Source organism: Micromonospora sp. NPDC000316 (assembly GCF_042898885.1).
Taxonomy (GTDB): domain Bacteria; phylum Actinomycetota; class Actinomycetes; order Mycobacteriales; family Micromonosporaceae; genus Micromonospora.
The window spans coordinates 645,157-666,095 of sequence record NZ_JBIAZG010000002.1 but is presented as its reverse complement, the minus strand read 5'-3'; the positions used below and the strand labels follow the sequence as shown (position 1 = coordinate 666,095).

The 20,939-nt window shown below is 69.6% G+C and carries 14 protein-coding genes; 3 read left to right on the top strand and 11 right to left on the bottom strand.

What is annotated here, in order from left to right:
- Positions 1–28 precede the first annotated feature (28 nt).
- Positions 29–1,195, bottom strand: coding sequence for a peptidoglycan DD-metalloendopeptidase family protein (locus ACFY2Q_RS07610; protein ID WP_387128353.1), 1,167 nt, complete (start codon positions 1,193–1,195; stop codon positions 29–31).
- A 389-nt stretch (positions 1,196–1,584) separates the two neighbouring features.
- Between ACFY2Q_RS07610 and ACFY2Q_RS07605 the strand changes: the two genes are divergently transcribed.
- The 3 genes from ACFY2Q_RS07605 to ACFY2Q_RS07595 all read left to right on the top strand — a co-directional run bounded on the left by ACFY2Q_RS07605 (position 1,585) and on the right by ACFY2Q_RS07595 (position 6,282).
- On the top strand, positions 1,585–2,238 hold the full coding sequence (locus tag ACFY2Q_RS07605) for an ABC transporter ATP-binding protein (RefSeq protein ID WP_387128352.1): 654 nt from the start codon (positions 1,585–1,587) through the stop codon (positions 2,236–2,238).
- A 79-nt stretch (positions 2,239–2,317) separates the two neighbouring features.
- The gene (locus tag ACFY2Q_RS07600) at positions 2,318–5,374 is read left to right on the top strand and encodes an FtsX-like permease family protein (protein WP_387128351.1); all 3,057 of its coding nucleotides are present in this window, start codon (positions 2,318–2,320) and stop codon (positions 5,372–5,374) included.
- Positions 5,371–6,282 (top strand): ABC transporter ATP-binding protein, encoded by a 912-nt coding sequence (locus tag ACFY2Q_RS07595; RefSeq protein ID WP_387128350.1) that lies wholly within the window; start codon positions 5,371–5,373, stop codon positions 6,280–6,282. The genes ACFY2Q_RS07600 and ACFY2Q_RS07595 overlap by 4 nt, the downstream gene beginning before the upstream one ends.
- 57 nt (positions 6,283–6,339) lie before the next feature.
- On the opposite strand, the gene ACFY2Q_RS07590 is transcribed toward ACFY2Q_RS07595, so the two are convergent.
- The 10 genes from ACFY2Q_RS07590 to ACFY2Q_RS07545 form a co-directional block, all read right to left on the bottom strand.
- On the bottom strand, positions 6,340–7,458 hold the full coding sequence (locus ACFY2Q_RS07590) for a DUF3103 family protein (RefSeq protein ID WP_387128349.1): 1,119 nt from the start codon (positions 7,456–7,458) through the stop codon (positions 6,340–6,342).
- 167 nt (positions 7,459–7,625) lie between these two features.
- On the bottom strand, positions 7,626–8,876 hold the full coding sequence (mmsB, locus tag ACFY2Q_RS07585) for a multiple monosaccharide ABC transporter permease (RefSeq protein ID WP_387128348.1): 1,251 nt from the start codon (positions 8,874–8,876) through the stop codon (positions 7,626–7,628).
- Entirely contained in the window at positions 8,873–10,411 is a 1,539-nt protein-coding gene (gene mmsA, locus ACFY2Q_RS07580) for a multiple monosaccharide ABC transporter ATP-binding protein (protein WP_387128347.1), read from the bottom strand. Before mmsA ends, mmsB begins: the two co-directional genes overlap by 4 nt.
- 82 nt (positions 10,412–10,493) lie before the next feature.
- The gene (chvE, locus tag ACFY2Q_RS07575) at positions 10,494–11,639 is read right to left on the bottom strand and encodes a multiple monosaccharide ABC transporter substrate-binding protein (RefSeq protein WP_387128346.1); all 1,146 of its coding nucleotides are present in this window, start codon (positions 11,637–11,639) and stop codon (positions 10,494–10,496) included.
- 260 nt (positions 11,640–11,899) lie between these two features.
- Positions 11,900–12,889 (bottom strand): LacI family DNA-binding transcriptional regulator, encoded by a 990-nt coding sequence (locus tag ACFY2Q_RS07570; RefSeq protein WP_387128345.1) that lies wholly within the window; start codon positions 12,887–12,889, stop codon positions 11,900–11,902.
- A 411-nt stretch (positions 12,890–13,300) separates the two neighbouring features.
- Complete coding sequence (locus ACFY2Q_RS07565) at positions 13,301–15,427, bottom strand: family 43 glycosylhydrolase (RefSeq protein WP_387128344.1); 2,127 nt, start codon at positions 15,425–15,427, stop codon at positions 13,301–13,303.
- A gap of 346 nt (positions 15,428–15,773) precedes the next feature.
- Positions 15,774–17,276 carry an L-arabinose isomerase gene (gene araA / locus ACFY2Q_RS07560; RefSeq protein WP_387128343.1) on the bottom strand — a complete coding sequence of 501 codons (1,503 nt, stop codon included), beginning with the start codon at positions 17,274–17,276 and terminating at the stop codon, positions 15,774–15,776.
- Between the two features lie 26 nt (positions 17,277–17,302).
- Positions 17,303–18,292, bottom strand: coding sequence for a galactofuranose ABC transporter, permease protein YjfF (gene yjfF / locus ACFY2Q_RS07555; protein WP_387128342.1), 990 nt, complete (start codon positions 18,290–18,292; stop codon positions 17,303–17,305).
- A complete protein-coding gene (locus ACFY2Q_RS07550) occupies positions 18,289–19,359 on the bottom strand; it encodes an ABC transporter permease (RefSeq protein WP_387128341.1) in 1,071 nt (356 codons plus the stop codon). The genes yjfF and ACFY2Q_RS07550 overlap by 4 nt, the downstream gene beginning before the upstream one ends.
- Complete coding sequence (locus ACFY2Q_RS07545) at positions 19,356–20,897, bottom strand: sugar ABC transporter ATP-binding protein (protein WP_387128340.1); 1,542 nt, start codon at positions 20,895–20,897, stop codon at positions 19,356–19,358. The genes ACFY2Q_RS07550 and ACFY2Q_RS07545 overlap by 4 nt, the downstream gene beginning before the upstream one ends.
- Positions 20,898–20,939 lie beyond the last annotated feature (42 nt).

The following is a 20,939-nucleotide window of genomic DNA, read 5'->3' as shown; positions in this document are numbered from 1 at the left end:
CGGCCGCCAACCTCGGCTGTCGAACTCGTCAGCACCAGCCGTTGACCGGCCCGTTCACACCTGTCGACAGGTACGCGTCGGACACCCAACTGCCGTCGCTCAACCGGTTCCAGAGCGCCGTGGTGCCGTACCGCCCGGTGTGCGAGGTGCCGTTGGCGGAGCAGGAGATGGTGACTGTGGCGCCGTCGGCCACCGAGCCGAGCGAGCCGTAACCCGTTCCCGGGCCGGCGCGGCGAGTGAGCACCCCACCGCCGTTCGCGTCGACCACTCCCTGGTTGAAACCGAGCGCGCCGTAGTTGTAGAGGCCACCGCCGACACCTGCGAAGGCCGAGCCGTGCCGCGCCCCGCCCTGGTAGGCGGCGCCGCCGTTGGCCAGCACCCACTTGCCGATGTCGTGCCCGGCGATCGGCACGTAGGCGCTGTTCTGTCGGAGTCCGAAGTGGACGTGTCGGCCGTAGGCCGCCCCACCGCATGTGACATCGGTGCCGGTGTTACCGAGGACGGCACCCTGGCCGACGCTTGCGCCGTTGACCGAGATGCTGTTCCACAGGTGGTAGTAGTCGGTCGAGTAGCCCCGGTCGTGGATAACCCGGATCCAACCCCGACACATGGTGTACGCCGCGCCGGCCCGGGTCGCGCGGACCACCTGGTCACCGCCGGCCAGGTCCACCGAGCTGTACGGCGACTCGGTGCCGCCCCAGCCGTGCGGGCCGCTCGTGAGCGTCCACGTCTGGCCCACCCCGAACGGCAGGGCCATCCCGGTCCGGTAGTCCCCGCCCGCGTACAGGGGGGTCGGGCCGGTGAGTGCGCTTCTCTCCTGGCTGCCCACCAGGGGCGACTCGGCTGCCAGCTCGCTGAAGGCCGCCTCCCCGTCGAAGGCGACCCGCCACCCGGCGGGCTCGGACCGGGCGATGAAGACCGAGCCGGTCGGGTGGGCGTCCTCCTGTCGGGGCGCGAGGGCGACGGCGGTGCCGAACGCCCACCGGCCGCTGGTGCGGGTCACTGTGACGCGCGTGTCCCGCTGCTGCACGGCGGCGGTGGACAGTTCGGCGGAGCCGAGCAGCTTGGCGGTCACCACGGCGGTGAGGGCGGGTGTGGCCGCCGCGGCGGCGACGCCCGGAGCCACCCCGATCAGGCTCGTGACCATCAGCAGGGCTGCGGCTGCGCCGCCGACCCATCGTCGACCATGTCTCATCGTGACCTCGCTTTCGTCGGAGCGGGTTTCAGGCCGGGACGACGGAGAGCCCGCGGCCGCTGGCGGGCGGGGTGCCGGCCAGGCTGAGCAGGGTGTGACCTGTGACGTCGTCGACGACGGCGACCCGCACCCCATGCAGAGACAGGGGTGAATATTGACGCTGATTGTTGTGTAGCAAACCATCGAAGTCAACGCACCCATCGAAAGTTTTCTACATCCCTGTCTTCGGCCCCCGGACGTGCCGTACGGCGCTCCGCGCGCCCCAACTCGCCGCGATCGGCGTGGCGCTCCGCGGAGGCGGCGGGACGCGTGGCGGCGCAGCGGCCGACGAGGATTGTGCGCGCGAGTCGCGCGTGGCACTCTGCGGACGCCGGTACCGGAGAGGGCGGGTGCAGATGTTGACAATCCAAGAGGTGTCTGTCGGCTACGGCGACGCGCCGGCCGTCCTCAGCGACGTGTCGGTGACCGTCCGCCCGGGGCGGGTGCTGGCGTTGACCGGATCGTCGGGCGCCGGCAAGACCACCCTGCTCAACGCGATGGCGGGGCTGCTGCGGCCACGGGACGGCACGGTGACAGTCGACGGCCAGCCGCTGCGCGACCGCGATCACGCGGTGGCGCACCGGATCGTCCTCATTCCGCAGGACAACGGCCTGGCCCCGATCCTGACCGCCGCCGAGAACGTGCAGGTGGCACTCGTCGCCGACGGTGTGTCGGCACCCGAGGCTCGCCAGCAGACCGCCGCGACACTGGATCTCCTCGGCCTCTCCGGCCAGGCCGACCAGCTCGTCGAGGAGCTGTCCGGCGGCCAACAGCAGCGTGCGGCGATCGCCCGCGGCCTGGCCCTGCGCGGCGGCGTGCTGCTGGCCGACGAGGTGACCAGCGAGCTGGACGCGGGCAATCGGCAGCGGGTCCTGGAGTTGCTGCACGACCAGGCGCGCCGGGGCGCGGCCGTCGTGTTCGCCACCCACGACCCGGAGGTGGCCGCCGCCTGCGACGCGGAACTCCACCTCGTCGAGGGGCGGGCGGAGGTCGTGCGCGGCTGAGCGGCGCCGGTCACGGGACAGTCTCGGTTCGACGGCGCGGGACAGCGGGCCGACAGGCCCGTCGATAACGTCGCACTCGATGCTGGCCGTCATGTGGGGAGCTCTCGCGGCCCGCCGGGCACAAGCCCTGGCGGTGCTACTGCTCGCGGTGCTCGCCAGTGCCGCCGCCGCGGCCGCGCCCAGCTACGTCGCAGCCACCGGGCAGGCCCTGGCCCGACACGAGGTGTCCACCGCGGAGCCGGCGGAGCTTCGAGTGCAGTTCCAGGAACCCGTCGAGTACGCAGGCATGCCCGGTGACCCCCACCTGGGCGTGTTCGGCACCAACGTCCGAAGACTTGCGCCGCCCGGGTTCGATGTCGTCTTCGGCTCGCAGACCGGTGGCGTGGCCACCGGCCCGGCCGGGAGGGTCACCTCGAACCTGACCTTCCGAGCGGGTGTCTGCGAGCGGGTCTCCGTGACCGGCGCGTGCCCCCGGTCCACAGCCGGGGCTCAACTCCCCGAGGTGATGGTCAGCACGCACACTGCGGCGCACCTCGGTGTCGTCGTCGGCGACCAGTTCACGTTCGGTGCCGTTCCGGTGCGGGTGACCGGCGTCTACCTGCCCCTCGACGTGACCGACCCGTACTGGCGGGGCACGGAGCTCATCCGACCACCGGCGCCGGGTCCGGCGGGCACGTCGACCCCCGGCAGCGCCGAGGACGCCATCTTCACCGCCGAGTCCGCGTACCTCGCCGACGACGGTGCCATCGTGCACCGGTCGACTGCCGACCTCTTCATCACCGAGCACATGTTGGACACCCGGTCCCTGCGGGACCTACAGGCCGCGGTCGACGTGGTGACGCGTGACGGCGCCCGTAAGGGCTACGGGGCCGGCACCGGCGCGCCGGCGCTCTTCGACCGCGTCGCGCTGCAACGCGGGCAACTCGCCGACGGCGTGACACTTGGCGCTGGGCTGCTCGTCCTGCTCTGCTGGTTGGTGCTCTTCGTGGCGGTCAGCTCGGGCGCCGACGAGCGCAGGCCGGAGCAGGGCCTGCTCCTGCTGCGTGGCGTGCAACGTCGACGCCTGTGGGCGCTGGCGATCGGCGAGCACGCCGTACCCGTGCTCGCCGCGATCCCCCTGGGCTGCCTCGGCGGCCTTGCCGCAGCCACACTGCTCGCCAGGCACACCCTGCCGGCTCGCGCCGACGTCACGGTGGACGCGACCACCATCGGCTACGCCGCCGTCGGCGCCGCCGGCGCGCTCGCCGCCGTGTTGCTGGCCCAGGCCCGGACGATGTCGGCGCCGGTTGTCGACCTGCTGCGCCGGGTGCCGGCACGGATGCGGGGATGGCGGGCGACAATCGGTGACATCGTCGCGGTGTCCGTCGCCGTGGCCGCCGGGGTGCAGCTGCGTTCCGGCGGGTCGCCGACCGGGCTCGCTCTGGTGGCACCGCTCGTCGGTGCGCTCGCCGCAGGCGTCCTCCTGGCGCGGGTGGCCATGATCGCCGCGGCGGCGGTGGGTGCGAGGCTGCTGGCGCGAGGCAGGACGACAGTCGGTCTGGCCCTCGTGCAGGTGGCCCGGCAACCACGGTTCCGGCCCCTGATCGCGCTGCTCACAGTTGTTGTCGCGATGCTCACCTTCACCGCCGCGACGAGCGAGGTCGCGTCGGGCGCCTACAGCGATCGGGCAACTGTCGAGGTGGGCGCTCCCCGCGTGGTAGAGGTCGACGCCACGTCCCGTTCACACCTGTTGGCAGCCGTGCGGGCGGTCGATCCTGACGGGCACTTCGCCATGGCCACTGTGGTGACGGACGCGCCCTCCCGGGCCGGCACACCGGTGCTCGCCGTGGACTCCGGGCGGCTGGCGGCGGTGGCGGCTCCGCACTCGTCCTACGGCGCGTCCATGGCGGACATCGCGCGAACGATCCGCCCGGATCCGCCTGGAGAACCGTTGCGGCTGCGGGGACGGCTGCTCACAGTAGTCGCCGACGCCACCTTCGACGTGGACGCGTTCGGCGGCAATCGGGTCCGCCTCTCGGTCACGGTTGCCGGTGCTGACGGCACACGTCTGATCATCGCGCGCGACTACGTCAGACCCGGTCTGCGGGAATACGTCATGACGGTTCCGGAGTGCGCGCAGGAATGCCGGGTCGTCAACCTCGAGATCGTCGCTCCAGTCGTCGCCAGGCCCCTGCGCGTCCGCTTCGAGGAGCTGCGCATCGGAGACGGCGACACGGATGGTGACGGCGACAACGACGGCGACACGGTCCGCCTGACCGGTGCGCAGTTCGCCGACCTCAAGCGTTGGAGGCTGTCCGACAAGGACAGCACCGAGGTCACCGCCGCGGGCGGAAGTCGCGCGGCGCTGGTTCTCGACGTGTCGGAGGGCCGGCGGGAAAGGCCTGCTGGCATCAGCGTCGCCGATTCGCCGTTCCCGTTACCCGCTTACCTGACCCGGTCAGCGGGGACGCCGCTCGGCTGGGCTCACGCCTACGAGGGGATCGACGGGGCACCATCCCAGGCGTGGGCCTCGGGCGTGGTCGACCGTCTGCCGCGGCTCGGCGGGTCCGGCGTGATCGTCGATTTGGAGTACGCCGATCGGCTCGCCGTCGCCGGCCAGGCTGGCGTCAAGGAGGTCTGGTTGGCGCAGTCGGCACCCGCCGACATCCTCGACCGGCTTCGCGCGCGGGGTCTGGTCATCAGGGATGACCGGACGATCGCCGGCGAGCGAGAGGAATTCGACAGACAGGGCGCGGCGCTCGCGGTGCGCTTCAACCTGTTCGCCGCGCTGGCCGGGGTCCTGATCGGGTCGGCCGGCCTGGTCGCGATGGCGGCGGCCGAGAAGCGCAACCGGGTGGCCATGCTTGTGGCGCTGCGTCGACAGGGCCTGTCACCGCGCGCCGTCCGGGGCGGCTACGGGTGGCCGGTCGCGGTCGCCACCGTGTCGGGTGGTCTCGCCATCCTGACGATCTGGCCCCTCACGCGAAGCGGGCAGCGCATCTTCAGCGACGGCCGCTCGCCGCTCCCTTTGCCCGAGTGGCCCGATGTCGACCGTCTGCTGTTGTTCATCGTGCCGACTGTGGCGCTCTTCGCCGTCACCGCGGCGGTGCTCGGTCGGGTCGTCGCCGCCTCGGTTCGCCGTCGGACCAGCCGATGACCGCCGTGACGAGCGCGGCGGGCGTGGCGGTGACCTGCCACCGGCTGATCCACATCTACCCCACCGGGACCGGCGACGTCGTCGCCCTCTCCGGCGTGGACCTGCAGATCTCCGCCGGTGAGATGCTGGCGCTGGTGGGCCCGTCCGGCTCCGGGAAGTCCACGTTGGTGGCGATCCTCGGCGGGCTCATGCAGCCCTCCGCCGGTCGCGTCTACGTGGGCGACCACGAGTTGTCCCGGCTCTCCTCGTCGGGCCTGGCCGCCCTACGCGGCGCCACTGTCGGCACCGTCCTGCAGGGCGCCGAACGCAACCTGCTGCCGTACGTGTCGCTGTGGCGCAACGTCTGGCTGGCACAGCGACCCGCCGCACGCCTCACCGGGCGGCGGCTGAACCCGCCGGAGGCGATCCTGGACCTCGTCGGCCTCGCCGACGCCAGCGCGCGGCGAGTAGCCGATCTGACGCCGGGGCAGCGTCAACGGGCCGCTCTGGCGCAGGGGCTCGCCGCCGGTCCCGGGCTACTCCTGGTCGACGAGCCGACCAGTCAACTCGACGCCGCCGGCCGCGACGAGGTGCTCGCGGCGCTGTCCACCATCAACGCGCAGCGGGGCACCACAGTGGTCGTCGTCACCCACGACAGCGAGGTCGGCACCCGACTGGGCAGAGCCGTCACCATCCGGGACGGCCGAGTCGGAGCCGAAGGACGCAACGGCCGCGACTTCGCCGTGGTGGCCGGCGACGGGACGATCCAGCTGCCGCCCGAGACGTTGACGGCCTTCCCAGCCGGCACCCTCTTCGAGGTCGACCACACAGACCTGTCGGTCACCCTGCGCGCCACAGCGCACCCGGCACCCGGCGGCGGAGACGACGAGGCGGAGACAGCCACGGGCGAGCCCGCCGACGCGGGGTGACACCAGCGCGGCCATCGCCTCTCCCGGGCCGGCGGCCCGGGAGAGGCGATGCCCGTCTCAGAGCTGTTGGACCCAGTACGGGGTGACGTCCATCCAGCCGTTGGCGGCCGCGCCGTTGAGTCGGCCCGAGCTGCCGGTGCTGAGCGTGTACCACGAGTCGACGTAGTCCGGGTCGTCGGTCCACCAACTGGCGGGCATCGCGTTGATGATCGCGGTGACCAGCGGGGTGTAGGTGCCGTAGTCCACGATGGTCAGCAGCGCGGTGATCAGTGCCGTGGCCAGGTCGCGGTAGTTGGTGTCGCCGTCGTCCTCCCACATCACCACATCTGCGAGGTTGTACTTGTAGGCGTTGAAGTGGACCAGCAGCTGGTTGGGGTAGTAGACAGTGCCCTCGTTGTCCAGGTAGGGCATTTCGACCACTGTGGCCGTCGGCCGGCCGTCGTGGCCGAAGCCGGCCACCACGTTGAAGATCTCCGCCTTGCCCTTGATCCAGGTCTCTTGGTCGTTGCTGAGCCGGATGGCGTTGACCTTGGTGGCCCAGTAGCCGGCCTGCGCCGTCCGGCTGGTGGCCCTGACGCCGTTGAGCCCTCGTTGGGTCAGCTCCTGCCGCAACTGCGCGAGCCCCTGCTCCATTGCCCTTGTCACATCGACCTCGACCACCAGCACGGGTCGGCTGGGCAGCCGCACCGGGTCCAGCAGGACGTGACCACCGGCCGGGTCGTACGCGACGACGCTGTTCAGCTCGTCATCGGTCGGGGCCGCCGCAACGAGGGGAAGGGCGGTACGCGTCGACAGGGCCCCGCTGCCCGGGTGCCCGAGTCGCAGATGCAGCACCGAGCCGGTCGTCGCCGACAGCCCCTTCGCCGCCAACACCGCCTCGTTCGCGGCCCGGGAGGCGCGGTCGACCCGGGCGCCCAGCCGGGCCGCCAGCGGGTCCACCGGTCCGGCGGTCACGGCCGCGAGAGCCCGCGCGCGAGTGGCCGGGTCGGCGAGCGCGTCGGCCACCTCGCGGGCCAGCCGGTCGGTGGCCGAGAAGACCGGGCCACTGCCGGACGGGGCGACCTGGGTGGCCGAGGTCGTGTCGACCGGGCGGGCCTGGGCGGGGGTCGAGGCGACTAGCGTGGTTGTCACAAGCGTGAGCGACAGCACGCTGAGCCGGAACGAACGGGGATGCATGAGGGCTCCTCTCCAGTCGCGACGCCAGCTCGTGACAGGCGACGCGGGCGTCCAGAGATGATCGCACCCATACATCGGGGTTGGTCAATGACAAGCATTTCCCTCGCCGATACGCCTGTCCCCTGCGTACCCGGAGGTACGCAGGGGACATCAGTGCCGTAACGGCGTCAGCGGGCCGTGCCGGCGCGGCGCTTGTTGTAGACGTCGAAGGCCACGGCCACGAGCAGGACGAGTCCCTTCACCACCGACTGTGTCGACTGGTCGATGCCCATCAACTGCATGCCGTTGCTCATCACCGCCATGATCAGGCCGCCGACCATCGCGCCCACGACGGTGCCCACCCCGCCGGTGACCGCCGCGCCCCCGATGAATGCCGCAGCGATCGCGTCCAGTTCGAACATGTTGCCGGCGGCGGGCTGCGCGCCGTTGGACCGGGACGAGTAGATGACGCCTGCCACCGCCGCCAGGAAGCCCATGTTGACGAACATCCAGAAGTTGACCGTGCGGACCTTCACGCCGGACAGCGCCGCCGCCGACAGGTTGCCGCCGATCGCGTAGACCTGGCGACCGAAGACGGTGCGCCTGGTGAGCAGGCCGTAGACCAGCACGAGGACCGCCAGGATGATCAGCACGATCGGCAGGCCGCGGGCGTGCGCCAACTGCCAGGCGAAGTACATGATGACCGCGCCGACGGCGACGACACGGGCGACGAACAGCGGGAACGACTCGACTGGCTGCTGGTAGCGGATCCGGGCCACGCGGGTGCGGAAGCCGCTCACCGCGTACCCCGCGACGGCGACAGCGCCAATGAGCAGCGTGAACGCGTCGAAGCCCTCACCGCCGAGGAGTCCGTTGAGGAAGCCCGCGGCGACGCGCTGGTATTCGGCCGGGAACGGCGACAGCGAGATGTTGTCGAGCACCCGCAGCGTGAGGCCACGGAACAGCAGCATGCCGGCCAGGGTCACGATGAACGCCGGGATTCCGGCGTACGCGACCCAGAAGCCGTGCCAGGCACCGACCGCGACGCCCACGACGAGCGCGGCCAGGATGCCGACCCACCACGGGTACCCCTGCTGGATCACCAGGACGGCGGAGACCGCACCGGTGAGCGCCACCACCGACCCCACCGACAGGTCGATGTGCCCGCCGATGATCAGGATGACCATCCCGATCGCCAGGACCAGGATGTACGAGTACTGGAGGACGATGTTTGTGATGTTGCCTGGGCTGAGCGACACGCCGTCGGTCAGGATCGCGAAGAGCCCGACGATGACGACAAGGGCGACGTAGATCCCGCTCTGCCGCAGGTTGTTCAACAGCAGAGCCCGCAGGTCGCTCGTCCCGGTGTGCAGGGCGGCGGCGGGCGCGGTGTCCGAGGGCGTCGGGCGCTCCGTCGAAGGGGTCTTGATGCTTGTCATCCGACGAGCTCCTTGTCCTTTGTCATCAGCTCCATGAGGCCCTCCTGGGTCGCCTCGCCCACCGGCGTGTCACCGGTGATCCGCCCTGCGGCGAGGGTGTAGATGCGGTCGCACATCCCCAGCAGCTCCGGCAGCTCGGAGGAGATGATGATCACCGCTTTGCCGTCGGCCACGAGCCGATTGATGATCGTGTAGATCTCGAACTTGGCGCCGACGTCGATCCCGCGCGTCGGCTCGTCCAGGATCAGCACGTCCGGGTCGGTGAAGAGCCACTTCGACAGCACGACCTTCTGCTGGTTGCCGCCGGAGAGCTTGCCGACCACCGCCATGACGCTCGGCGCCTTGATGTTCATCTCCCGCCGGCTCGTCTCGGCGACCTTGATCTCCTCGTTGCCGTTCACCCAGCCCAGTCGGGACAGTCGGTCCAGCGCGGCGGCGGAGACGTTGCGGCGGACGTCGTCGATGAGGTTGAGGCCGTACCGCTTGCGGTCCTCGGTGACGTACGCGATGCCGTTGTCGATGGCCTCGGCGACGGTACGGGCGTTCACCTCCCGCCCGTGCATGAACAGCCGGCCCTTGATGTCGCGGCCGTACGAGCGGCCGAACACGCTCATCGCCAACTCGGTCCGGCCGGCGCCCATCAGCCCAGCGATGCCGACGACCTCACCGGCACGTACGGACAGGCCAACGCCCTCGACGACCATCCGCTCCTGGGTCGGGTGCCGCACCGTCCAGTCTTCGATCCGCAGCACCTCCTCGCCGGGCGACGACTCGCGGTCGGGGTAGAAGCTGTCCAGGTCACGCCCGACCATGCCGCGGATGATGCGTTGCTGGGTCACGTCGTCGGCGCGCATGTCGAGGGTCTCCACCGCGCGTCCGTCGCGGATGACTGTTGTCGAGTCGGCGATCGCGGTGATCTCGTTGAGCTTGTGGGAGATCATGATGCAGGTGATCCCCCGCTCCTTGAGCTGTCGGAGCAGCCCGAGCAGGTGCGCCGAGTCGACGTCGTTGAGGGCGGCTGTCGGCTCGTCCAGGATGAGCAGGCGCACCTTCTTCGACAGCGCCTTGGCGATCTCCACCAACTGCTGCTTGCCCACGCCGAGCTGGATGACCGGGGTGACCGGGTTCTCGTGCAGCCCGACGGACGCCAGCAACTCCGCCGCCTCGGCGTTGGCCCGGTTCCAGTCGATGAGGCCGCTCCGACCACGGCGCTCGTTGCCGAGGAAGAGGTTCTCGGCGATCGACAGGTGCGGCACCAGGGCGAGTTCCTGGTGGATGATGACGATGCCGTTGGCCTCGCTGTCCCGGATGCCCCGGAACTGCATCGGCTTGCCGTCGAAGAGGATCTCGCCGTCGTACGAGCCGGATGGGTGCACGCCGGACAGCACCTTCATCAGCGTGGATTTGCCGGCGCCGTTCTCTCCGCAGATGGCGTGGATCTCTCCCCGGCGCACCGCGAGGGTGACGTCCTCCAGAGCGGTCACCCCGGGGAAGGTCTTCGTGATGCGACGCATCTCGAGGATGGTGTCGTCCATGGTCACTGTCCTCTGTCAGGTCCGGACGTGGTCCGCCACGACGTCGGGCTCGGCGGGGTGACCGCCGAGCCCGACCGACGGCTTACTTCTTGGCCTGACCGGCGGCGACCTCTTCCGCCGTCCAGTACCCGGAGTCGATGAGCGCGGTCTTGATGTTGTCCTTGTAGACGGTCACGAACGGCAGCAGGTACGACGGGACGACCTTGACGCCGTTGTTGTACGTCTTCGTGTCGTTGGCCTCGGGCTGCTTGTCCTGGAGGAATGCCTCGGCGGCGTTGACGGCCTGGTCGGCGAGCAGACGGGTGTCCTTGAAGACCGTGCAGGTCTGCACGCCGTCGTTGATCAGCTTGATCGACGCGATCTCGGCGTCCTGACCGGTCACCGCCGGGAGCTTCTTGCTGCCGCTACCTCCGTAGCCGGCGTTCTGCAGGGCGGTGATGATGCCCCGGGAGATGCCGTCGTACGGCGACAGCACGCCGTCGACCCGCGAGCCGTCGTTGTAGCTGGAGGTGAGCAGGTCTTCCATCCGCTTCTGCGCGGTCTCCTGCTGCCACCGCAGGATCGCCACCTGCTCGATTGTGGTCTGGCGCGACTTCACCTTCAGCGTGCCGGCGTCGATGAACGGCTTCAGCGTGTCCATGGCGCCGCCGAAGAAGTACTGGGTGTTGTTGTCGTCGAGCGAACCCGCGAACAGCTCGATGTTGAACGGGCCGGTCGCCGTGCCCTTCGAACCGTCCTGGTTCTGGAGGCCGAGGCCGACGAGCAGCCCGGTGGCCTGGGCGACGCCCACCTTGTAGTTGTCGAAGCTCACGTAGAAGTCGACGTTCTTGCTGCCGCGGATGAGCCGGTCGTACGAGATGACCGGGATCTTCGCGTCGGCGGCGGCCTGCAGCTGGCCGCTGAGCGCCGTTCCGTCGATCGCCGCGATGACCAGGACGTCCGCGCCCTGGGTGATCATCTGGTCGACCTGCTGCGACTGGGTGGGGATGTCGTCGCCCGCGTACTGGAGGTCGACCTTGTAGCCCTTGGCCTCCAGCTTCTGCTTCACGGCGTTGCCGTCGGCGATCCACCGCTCGGAGGTCTGGGTCGGCATCGAGACGCCGATGGTCAGGTCACCGGGCTTCTTGTCACTTGTGTCGCCGCCGCTGCCGGCACCTCCACCACTGCACGCCGTCAAACTCAGCGCCAGCATCGCGCTACCCAGAGCAACCAGGAATTTCCTGCTCACGGGTCTCTCCTCTCCGGATTCCGCCGCCGACCGCCGGGGCGCACGTGTCACTTTGGGGTAGTGTTAGCGCTCACATAAGGCACGTCAACACTTCACCTGAAATACCGGTGTCACGGTCTCGTAACGAGAGGCTGCATAGCCGCGCGGCCAGGGATATCACCGTCCACAGTGGAATGGAGCGGTCCACGCGGGCGCTCCATGGCAAGACGTGTGGCGGCTACCGACGGTGATCGTGGTCGCCTGTCAGCGCGACCCGTTCGTCAGCGGGAAGGCGGCGGGGCGACGCTGTCGCGGGCGACGAGGGTCGGTGCGATTGTCTGCCGCAGCGCACCGCCGCTGCCCGACTCGATCTGGGTCAACAGCATCTGCAGACTCGCCCGCGCGACCGCGTCGAAATCAGGCCGGACGGTGGTCAGCGGCGGGATGAAGTACGCGGCCTCCGGCACGTCGTCGAAGCCCACCACGCTGATCTCCGCCGGCACCCGCCTGCCGAACTCGTGCAACGCCCGCAGCACGCCCAGGGCGAGATGGTCGTTGGCCGTGAAGATGGCGGTGACCTCAGGCATCCGCGCCAGCATCTGCCCGCACCGGTAACCCGATGCCGCCGACCAGTCCCCCGGCATCAGCGGCGGCGGGGTCACCCCGGCGGCCAGCAGAGCCTCCCGCCAGCCCTCGATGCGACCGGCGCCGTCGAACCAGTCCGACGGCCCCGACACGTGCCACACGGTGCGGTGCCCGGCGTCGAGGAGATGCTGGGTCGCCGCCCGGGCACCCGCCACCTGGTCGACGGTCACCAGTGGCATCGGCCGATGCGGATCACCGTCGACGGTGACCAACGGAACGTCCTGGGGCAGCCGCTCCAACGCCTCGCCTGCCGACTCGACAGGCGCGATGACGACGATGCCGGCGACCCTGTGCGCCAGGTGTCGCTCCACCGCGGCCGAGATCGACCGGTGGTCGAGGTCGCGCACGCTGCCCACGCTCACCGCAAAGCCCTCTTCCGCTGCGGTCTGCTCCAGGGCGGCCAGCAGCGAGGCCGGGCCGTAGAGCGTGGTGTTCTGTGCGACCACGCCGATCACCTGGGACCGGCCGGTCACCAGGGCGCGCGCCGCGCCGTTCGGGCGGTAGCCCAACTCGGCGATCGCTGCCCGCACCCGCAGCCGGGTCTGCTCACGAACGTTGGGATGCCCGTTGAGCACCCGCGACACCGTCTGGTGGGAGACACCGGCGAGACGAGCGACATCAGTCATCGCGGGACCGTGGACGGCCATTGCACTCCCCCCGCCTCATCCGGCCCGCGGCCCGTCGACGTCGACTGGAGCGGCCCGGCCCGATCCCCCTCGCTCAGTCACCACGCCGGTGCTGAATCCCAGGTGACCAGCGCTGGATCGCCGACAGTCTACGCCAGCCCGCAGCCCGGACAGGGCACGGCCGAGAGGGAACGACGCGACGGGTGCCAGGCCGGCGGCCCAACCTCCGCACCACCCACACCCATGCCCCCGAACGGACCGGACCGCGACAGGTACGCCGCCCCGCTCCACGCTCCCGGAACGGGCGCGGAGCAGGGCGGCGACGGACGTGAACAGTGGCGCGAACTCCCCGTCCCAGATTCGAACGGGTAGTCCGCGCCACCGGTCAGAACACCAGCGCTGTGACAGGTGTCACGGTGTCGTCAGATCGAACCGGCGCACCGTCACCGCACCCCCGAGCGCCGAGGTGGCGTGGTTGAAGATGGCGAACCGGTAGCCCATGAAGAACTGCCAGTTGTTGGCGAGCGTCAGGGCGTTGCCGAACGAGGTGAAGTTGACCCCGTCCGTGCTGTACGAGAAGCGGGCCTGCCGACCGGATCCGGGTCTGATGTCGGCGTTGGCACGCAACCAGATCCGGCCACCGGAGACGGAGGTGCTCGCCACCTCGCTGCCGGTGCTCGTGGTGTTCCAACTGCCGTCCATCGTCAGGCCGTTCTGCATGACCAGACGGGTGGCGCCGTTGTCCCGTCGGACACCGATCCAGGCCGACGAGTTCCGCAGCACCGCCAGGCCAGTGCGGTCCCCGTCGCGCATCGTGGAGTAGTCCAACTCGATTGTCGCGGTCGAGGTCGGCCCCTGGATGCGGTGGGTGAGCGTGTTGCGCGCCTTGTACAGGTCGCCGGTGACGGTGGCGGTCTGCAGGTTCAGCCCGTTGTTCACCGACCACTTGCTGTTGTCCGGGTTGTGGTTCCACTCCCACTGCGGGCCGAGGGTGGTGCCGGCGAACGTGTCGGTGCCGGTGAGCGGCTTCACCGCCCGGGGCGCGGCGGGCAGGTTCGGCTTCGGGTACGTGCTGCCCCAGGCGCCGTTGACGGTCTGCAACACGGGCCAACCGTCGCCGGTCCAGGTGATCGGCGCCATCGCCGGCATCCGACCACCGGGGTACGCGTCGACGAACGCCATGTAGTACCAGTCGCCGTTCTGGGTCTGCACCAGTCCACCCTGGTGCGGCACACCGCCCCCGGAGATCGGCCCGGGCAGGTTGAGCAGCACCTGACGCTGCTCGTACGGGCCGAACGGGCCGTTTGTCGACTTCAGCACGTACTGGCCGTTGGCCGGGCGGGTGAGCCAGATGTAGTAGGCGCCGTTGCGCTTGTAGAAGCGGGCGCCCTCCAGCGTGCCGATGCTCGACGGCGTCTGGTACACCTGCTGGGCGCGGACCTGCGACTTACCGTCGGCGGACAACTGGGCGACGCTGATGGTGCCGTTGCCGTACGCCACGTACATGGTGTCGTTGTCGTCGATCAGCATCCCGGCGTCGTAGTAGCAGTTGGGGATGGTGGTGTGCTTGCTCCAGGTGCCGTCGACGGCGCTCGCCGTGTAGATGTGGGTCTGCGCGAAGTCGATGCACCCGGCCCAGTAGTACGTCCGGTTGCTCGGCCGGTAGTTGAGTGTCGACGCCCAGATCCCGTCGACGTACGCGTTACCGCCACTCATGTCGTACTTCGAGCCGAAGTCCAGCCGGGGCACCGAGTGCCCGGCGAACTCCCAGTTGACCAGGTCGTACGAGCGCAGGACGGGCGCGCCAGGCGAGTAGTGCATTGTGGACGCCGACATGTAGTAGGCGTTGTCGACGCGGATGATGTCGACGTCGGCGAAGTCCTGCCAGACGACCGGGTTGGTGTACGTGCCGTTCGACGGTGGCGGAGTCGTCGGCGGCGGCGTGGTGGGGTTGCCTCCGCCGCCGACCTGGACGAGCTGCCACTGCTGGTTGTTGCCGCCCCAGTCGTCGTACTGCACGATGTTGCCGCCGTCGGCGGTGGAGGCGTTCTGCACCTCGACGGCCTTGCTGCTGTTGCGGTTGATCAGCCGTACGTAGCCGCCGGCGGAGTCGGCCAGGCGGAACTGCTGGTTCACCCCGTTGCCGTCGGCCCACTGCACCACAGCCGCGCCGTTGGCGGTGGAGAAGTTGTACACGTCGAGCACCTTGCCTGAGTGCCGCGACTTCAACCGGTAGTAGCCGCCGCCGGAGTCGACGAACTGCCACTGCTGCCACGCGCCGTCGTTGCGCGCCCACTGGGTGATCCGCGCGCCGTCGTTCGTCGCCTGGTTGTACACGTCAAGCGCCTTGCCACTGTTGCGGTTCACCAACACGTACCAGGCGTTGGTGTCCACCGTCGCCGCCGATGCGGGTGACGAGGCCACCGCCGTCAGCGTGCCGCCCACGAGCACTGCCGCCGCGGCGGCGGTGAGCCGCCTCAACCACCCACGCCGCCGCGCTTGTGGCGCAGCCCAGGGAACCCGACCGATGGCAACCATGATCCTCCTTCGATGACGCGAACCGAGCGGTCTGGGCCGGTATCCGCGGCACCGGGCGGGGCACCGTACTGACCACGAGCCCGGCCAATGTGATCGCTAACATCGCACCTGCGCCGCTGCGACGGGGATCCGTCGAGGTCGGGGGGTGGACACGGTCGCGGCCGGGCCAGCCGCAGACATTGATTGTCTTGGCTATAGACTGTGAGCGATAACACGCTCTTAGTCAAGCCGTAACACAACCGGCTCCAGGTCGTGCTGGGCACCCACGCGAACGGGTGGCCCGTCCCGGCCAGCGGTCGCAGGCAGGGACGGACCACCCGTCAGGAAGACGCGCGGCGCGAGGGGGTCAGAAGCCGCGGGCCAACCGGTAGTAGGCCTGGTTCCACCGGATCTCGTCGGCGAAGCGGCGAGGCCTCGTCTCCGCGTCGATGACGACGAGTTCGGTGCGGCTCATCTCGGCCAGGTCGTGCAACTCCTCCACGCCTACGGCCTGGGACAGCACTGTGTGGTGGGGGGCGCCCGCGGTGATCCACGCCTCGGCCGAGCCGGGCAGGTCGGGTTGCGGACGCCAGACGGCCCGCGCCACCGGCAGCCGGCGCAGCGGCTGCGGCGGGGTCACGACGTCGATCGTGTTGGCCACCAGCCGGAAGCGCTCCCCCATGTCCGCAAGCCCCAGCACCACGGCCGGGCCGGGCGCGGCATCGAAGACGAGACGGACCGGGTCCTCCCGGCCACCGATGCTCAGCGGGTGGATCTCCACATTGGGTACGCCGGAGGCGATGGTCGGGCAGACCTCAAGCATATGGGCGCCGAGCACCAACTCCTCGCCGGGGGTGAGGTCGTAGGTGTAGTCCTCCATGAAGGACGTGCCGCCGTCCACCCCCACCGACATCGACTTGAGGGTGTGGACCAGGACTGAGGTCTTCCAGTCACCCTCGCCGCCGAAGCCGTAGCCGTCGGCCATCAGCCGCTGCACGGCGATGCCGGGCAGCTGACGCAGGCCGCCGAGGTCCTCGAAGTTCGTCGTGAAGGCCCGGAACCCGCCCTCGTCGAGGAAGGCGCGCATACCGAGTTCCAGGCGGGCCGCGTACCGAAGGGAGTCGTGCTGCGCACCCCCGGAGACCAGCGCCGGGACGACGCGGTAGGTGTCCTCGTACTCCTTCACGAGGTCGTCCACCTGCGCGTCGGTGACCTCGCCGACCACGTCGACCAGGTCGTTGACGCCGTAGGTGTTCACCGACACCCCGAAGCGCAACTCCGCCTCGACCTTGTCGCCCTCGGTCACCGCGACGTCGCGCATGTTGTCACCGAAGCGGGCCAGGCGCAGCGACCGCATCGCCGACCAGCCGATCGCCGCGCGGGCCCACGCGCCGACCCGGGCGGCCACCCGGGGGTCGCTGACGTGCCCGGCGACGGTCTTGCGGGCCACACCGAGGCGGGTCTGGATGTACCCGAACTCGCGGTCGCCGTGGGCGGCCTGGTTCAGGTTCATGAAGTCCATGTCGATGTCGTTCCACGGCAACACGACATTGGCCTGGGTGTGCAGGTGCAGCAGCGGCGTCTGCAGCGCGTCCAGACCGGCGATCCACATCTTCGCCGGCGAGAAGGTGTGCATCCACGCGACGACCCCGATGGCGCCCTGGGCGGCGGCGTCCCGGCAGACCCGCAGGATCTCGCCGCTGTTGGTCAGGACGGGCTTCCAGACCACGCGGGCGGGGATCTGCGGCGAGTCGTCGAGCGCGGCCGCGATCTGGCGGGACTGCTCGGCCACCTGCCGGAGCGTCTCCTCGCCGTACATGCCTTGGCTGCCGGTGAGGAACCAGATCTCGGGTTCGGTGTGTGGTGCCATGGGGTTGCCTTCCGCGAGAGGGGCGGTCACTTGTAACGGATTCCGATGAGACGCTGGAGGAGGATGAACGCGAACAGCAGGCCGCCGATCACGATCTTGGTCCACCAGGAGTTGAGGCTCCCATCGAAGGTGATGAGGGTCTGGATCACGCCCAGGACCAGCACGCCGAGCACCGTGCCGAAGACGTATCCCGCGCCGCCGGTGAGCACGGTGCCGCCGATCACGACGGCGGCGATGACGTCCAACTCCATCCCGACGGCGATGAGTGGCGCGCCGGAGAGCGTGTAGAACGACAGCAGGATCCCGCCGATCGCCGAGCACAGACCGCTGATCGTGTAGACCGCGATCCGGGTACGCCCCACCGGCAGACCCATCAGCAGCGCCGACTGGGGGTTGCCGCCGATGGCGTACACGTTGCGCCCCAACCGGGTGTAGGCGAGCGTGTACGCGGCCACGACGACCACGACGAAGGCGATCAGCACGCTTATCGAGACGAAGTTGCCCTTGGGATCGCCGATCCGCTCCTGCGACATCCTGGTCCAGAACCCGTCGGTGATCGGGATGGACGAGCCGGAGATGAACGTGCACATGCCCCGGGCGAAGAACATCCCGGCGAGCGTCACGATGAACGGCTGGATCTCGAAGAAGTGGATGGCGCAGCCCATCAGCAGGCCGAGCGTCGGGCCGATGAGCAGGGCGATGACGAGCACCAGCGCGGCCGGCAGGCCCTCCTGGAGCAGCCAGGCCGACACCATCGCCGTCATGGCGACGACGGACCCGACCGACAGGTCGATGCCGCCGGTGAGGATCACGAACGTCATCCCCACCGCGACGACGAGCAGGAAGCCGTTGTCGATGAAGACGTTGAAGATGACCTGCACGTTGGAGAACGCCGTGTACTGCGACACCCCGATGCCGTACATGACCAGGAGGAGGACGAGCGTCGCCAGGACCGGTATCTGCCGTCTCGGCAGCCGGAACCGGGGACGGCCAGCGGTGAGCGATCCAGTGGTCATGCCGGCACCTGCTCCTTCGGCTTGTCGGCGATGGCGCTGGGCGGCGGCGCGTTCCTTCTGCGGCGGCTGAACCGGGCTCGGAAGGCGGGCGCCTGGACGAGGCAGACGGCGATGACGACGACCGCCTTGAACAGCAGCGAGGTCTGCGGGGAGATGTTCATGGCGTACACGGTGGTGGTCAGGGTCTGGATGATCAGCGCGCCGAGGATCGTGCCGCTGAGGAAGAACCGCCCGCCGGCGAGGGACGTGCCGCCGATGACCACCGCGAGGATGGCGTCCAGCTCCACCCAGAGGCCTGCGGCGTTGCCGTCGGCGCTGGAGACGTTTGCCGTCATCATGAAGCCGGCGATCGCGGCGCAGCCCGCGCTGAGCACGTACGCGAGGAAGATGACACGGCCGGACCGGATGCCGGCGAGCCGACTCGCCACGGCGTTGCCGCCCACCGATTCGACGATCATGCCGAGCGCCGTGCGGCGGGTGAACGCGGCGACGAGCAGGGCCGCCGCCAGGGCGATGAAGATGGCAAGCGGCAGCGTCAGCACGTGCCCCAGGCCGATCGCCCGGTACGGCTCGGAGTTGATGGTGATGATCTGGCCCTCGGTGACCAACTGGGCGAGGCCCCGACCGGCCACCATCAGGATCAGCGTGGCGATGATCGGCTGAATACCGATCACCGCCACCAGCACCCCGTTCCAGGCGCCGAGCACCAGCGAGACCCCCATCGCCATCGCGAGGGCGGTCAGCACCACTGTGAGGCTGTTCTGGTCGGGCTGCTTGCTGATGTACATGCAGGCGATCGCGCCACTTATCGCGCAGACCGAGCCGACCGACAGGTCGATGCCGCCGGTCGAGATGACAAGGGTCATGCCCAGCGCGACGAGGATCAGCGGTGCGCTCAGTCGCAGGATGTCGACAGGCGTGCCGTACAGGTGCCCGTCCTTGAGCTCGATGGACAGGAACCCGGGCCGGTAGATCGTGTTCGCGGCGAGCATGACGACAAGCACGGCGGCGGGCCAGAACAGCCGGTGACCGATCATCGCCCGGTAGCGGCCCATGGTGTCGTTCATCGGTCTGCCTCCTCCCGGTGGGATCCACTCGCGATGGTCTGCATGATGCGGTCGGCGTCGAGGCTCTCGTCGTTGGCGAGCTGCGCGACCATCTGCCGGTCCCGCATCACTGCCACCTTGTGGCTGAGGCGCAGCACCTCCTCCAACTCGGCGGAGATGAACAGCACCGCCATGCCGCCGTCGGACAACTGCGTCACGAGCTTCTGGATCTCGGTCTTCGCGCCGATGTCGATGCCGCGGGTCGGTTCGTCGAGGATCAGCAGTCGTGGCTCGGTGATCAGCCACCGGGCCAGGAGCACCTTCTGCTGGTTGCCGCCCGAGAGGTTGCGGACCGGCACCTCCGGGTCCGCCGGGCGGATGTTGAGAGCCTTGACGTACTTGTCGACGAGCTCGTCCTGGCGGCGCCGCGGAATGGGCCGCAGCCAGCCCCGGGCGGCCTGCATGGCGAGGATGATGTTCTCGCGGACCGACAGGTCGGCGACGATGCCCTCCGCGCGGCGGTTCTCCGAGCAGAAGCCGACGCCGTGGTCGATGGCCTGCGCGGGGGTGCGAAGGCCGCTCGCCGTGCCGTCGACGGCGACCTGGCCACCGTCGGCCCGGTCGGCCCCGAACAACAACCGCGCCACCTCGGTACGCCCCGAGCCCAGCAGGCCGGCCAGGCCCACCACCTCGCCGGCGTGGATGGTGAGGCTGAACGGCTCGACAGCGCCCGCCCGGCCGAAGTCCGACACCGCCACCAGCGGGGTGCCCTCCTCAAGCGCGGCCAGGTCCCGTCGGGAGTGCTCCTCGATGCCTTCCAGGACGTCGAGTTCCTTGCCGATCATCTTCTCGACGAGGGCGAGCTGGGGCAGCTCGGCGGTCGGGTACTCGCCGACGAGCCCGCCGTTGCGCAGCACCGTGATGCGGTCGGCGATCTCGTAGACCTGGTCGAGGAAGTGGGTCACGAACAGGATCGCGATGCCCTCGTCGCGCAGTTGCCGCATGATGCGGAACAGTTGCGCCACCTCGCCCGCGTCGAGGCTGGACGTCGGCTCGTCCAGGATCAGCACCCGGGCCTTGATGTCGATGGCGCGGGCGATGGCGACCATCTGCTGGATCGCGAGGGAGTACGAGCCGAGCGGCGCGCTGACGTCGAGGTCGAGGTCGAGGCGGGCCAGCAGCGCACGGGCGCGGCGGCGGACCTCACCCCAGCGAACGGCACCGAGAAGACGCGGCTCGCGTCCGATGAAGATGTTCTCCGCCACCGAGAGGTTCGTGCAGAGGTTGACCTCCTGGTAGACGGTGCTCACCCCGGCGGCCGTCGCCTGCATCGGCCCGCTGAAGGACACCGGCTCACCGTCGAGGGTGATCACGCCCGCGTCGGTGTCGTAGACACCCGTCAGCACCTTGATGAGTGTCGACTTGCCGGCGCCGTTCTCGCCCATCAGGGCGTGCACCTCGCCGGGAAAGAGCCGGAAGTTGACGTCGTGGAGTGCGCGCACCCCGGGGAAGGACTTGGTGATCCCGGCCATCGTCACGACCGGACGGCTATCCGTCATCCCATCAGACCTCTTCTGGGGGTTGTCGACGCGGAAGGGCCG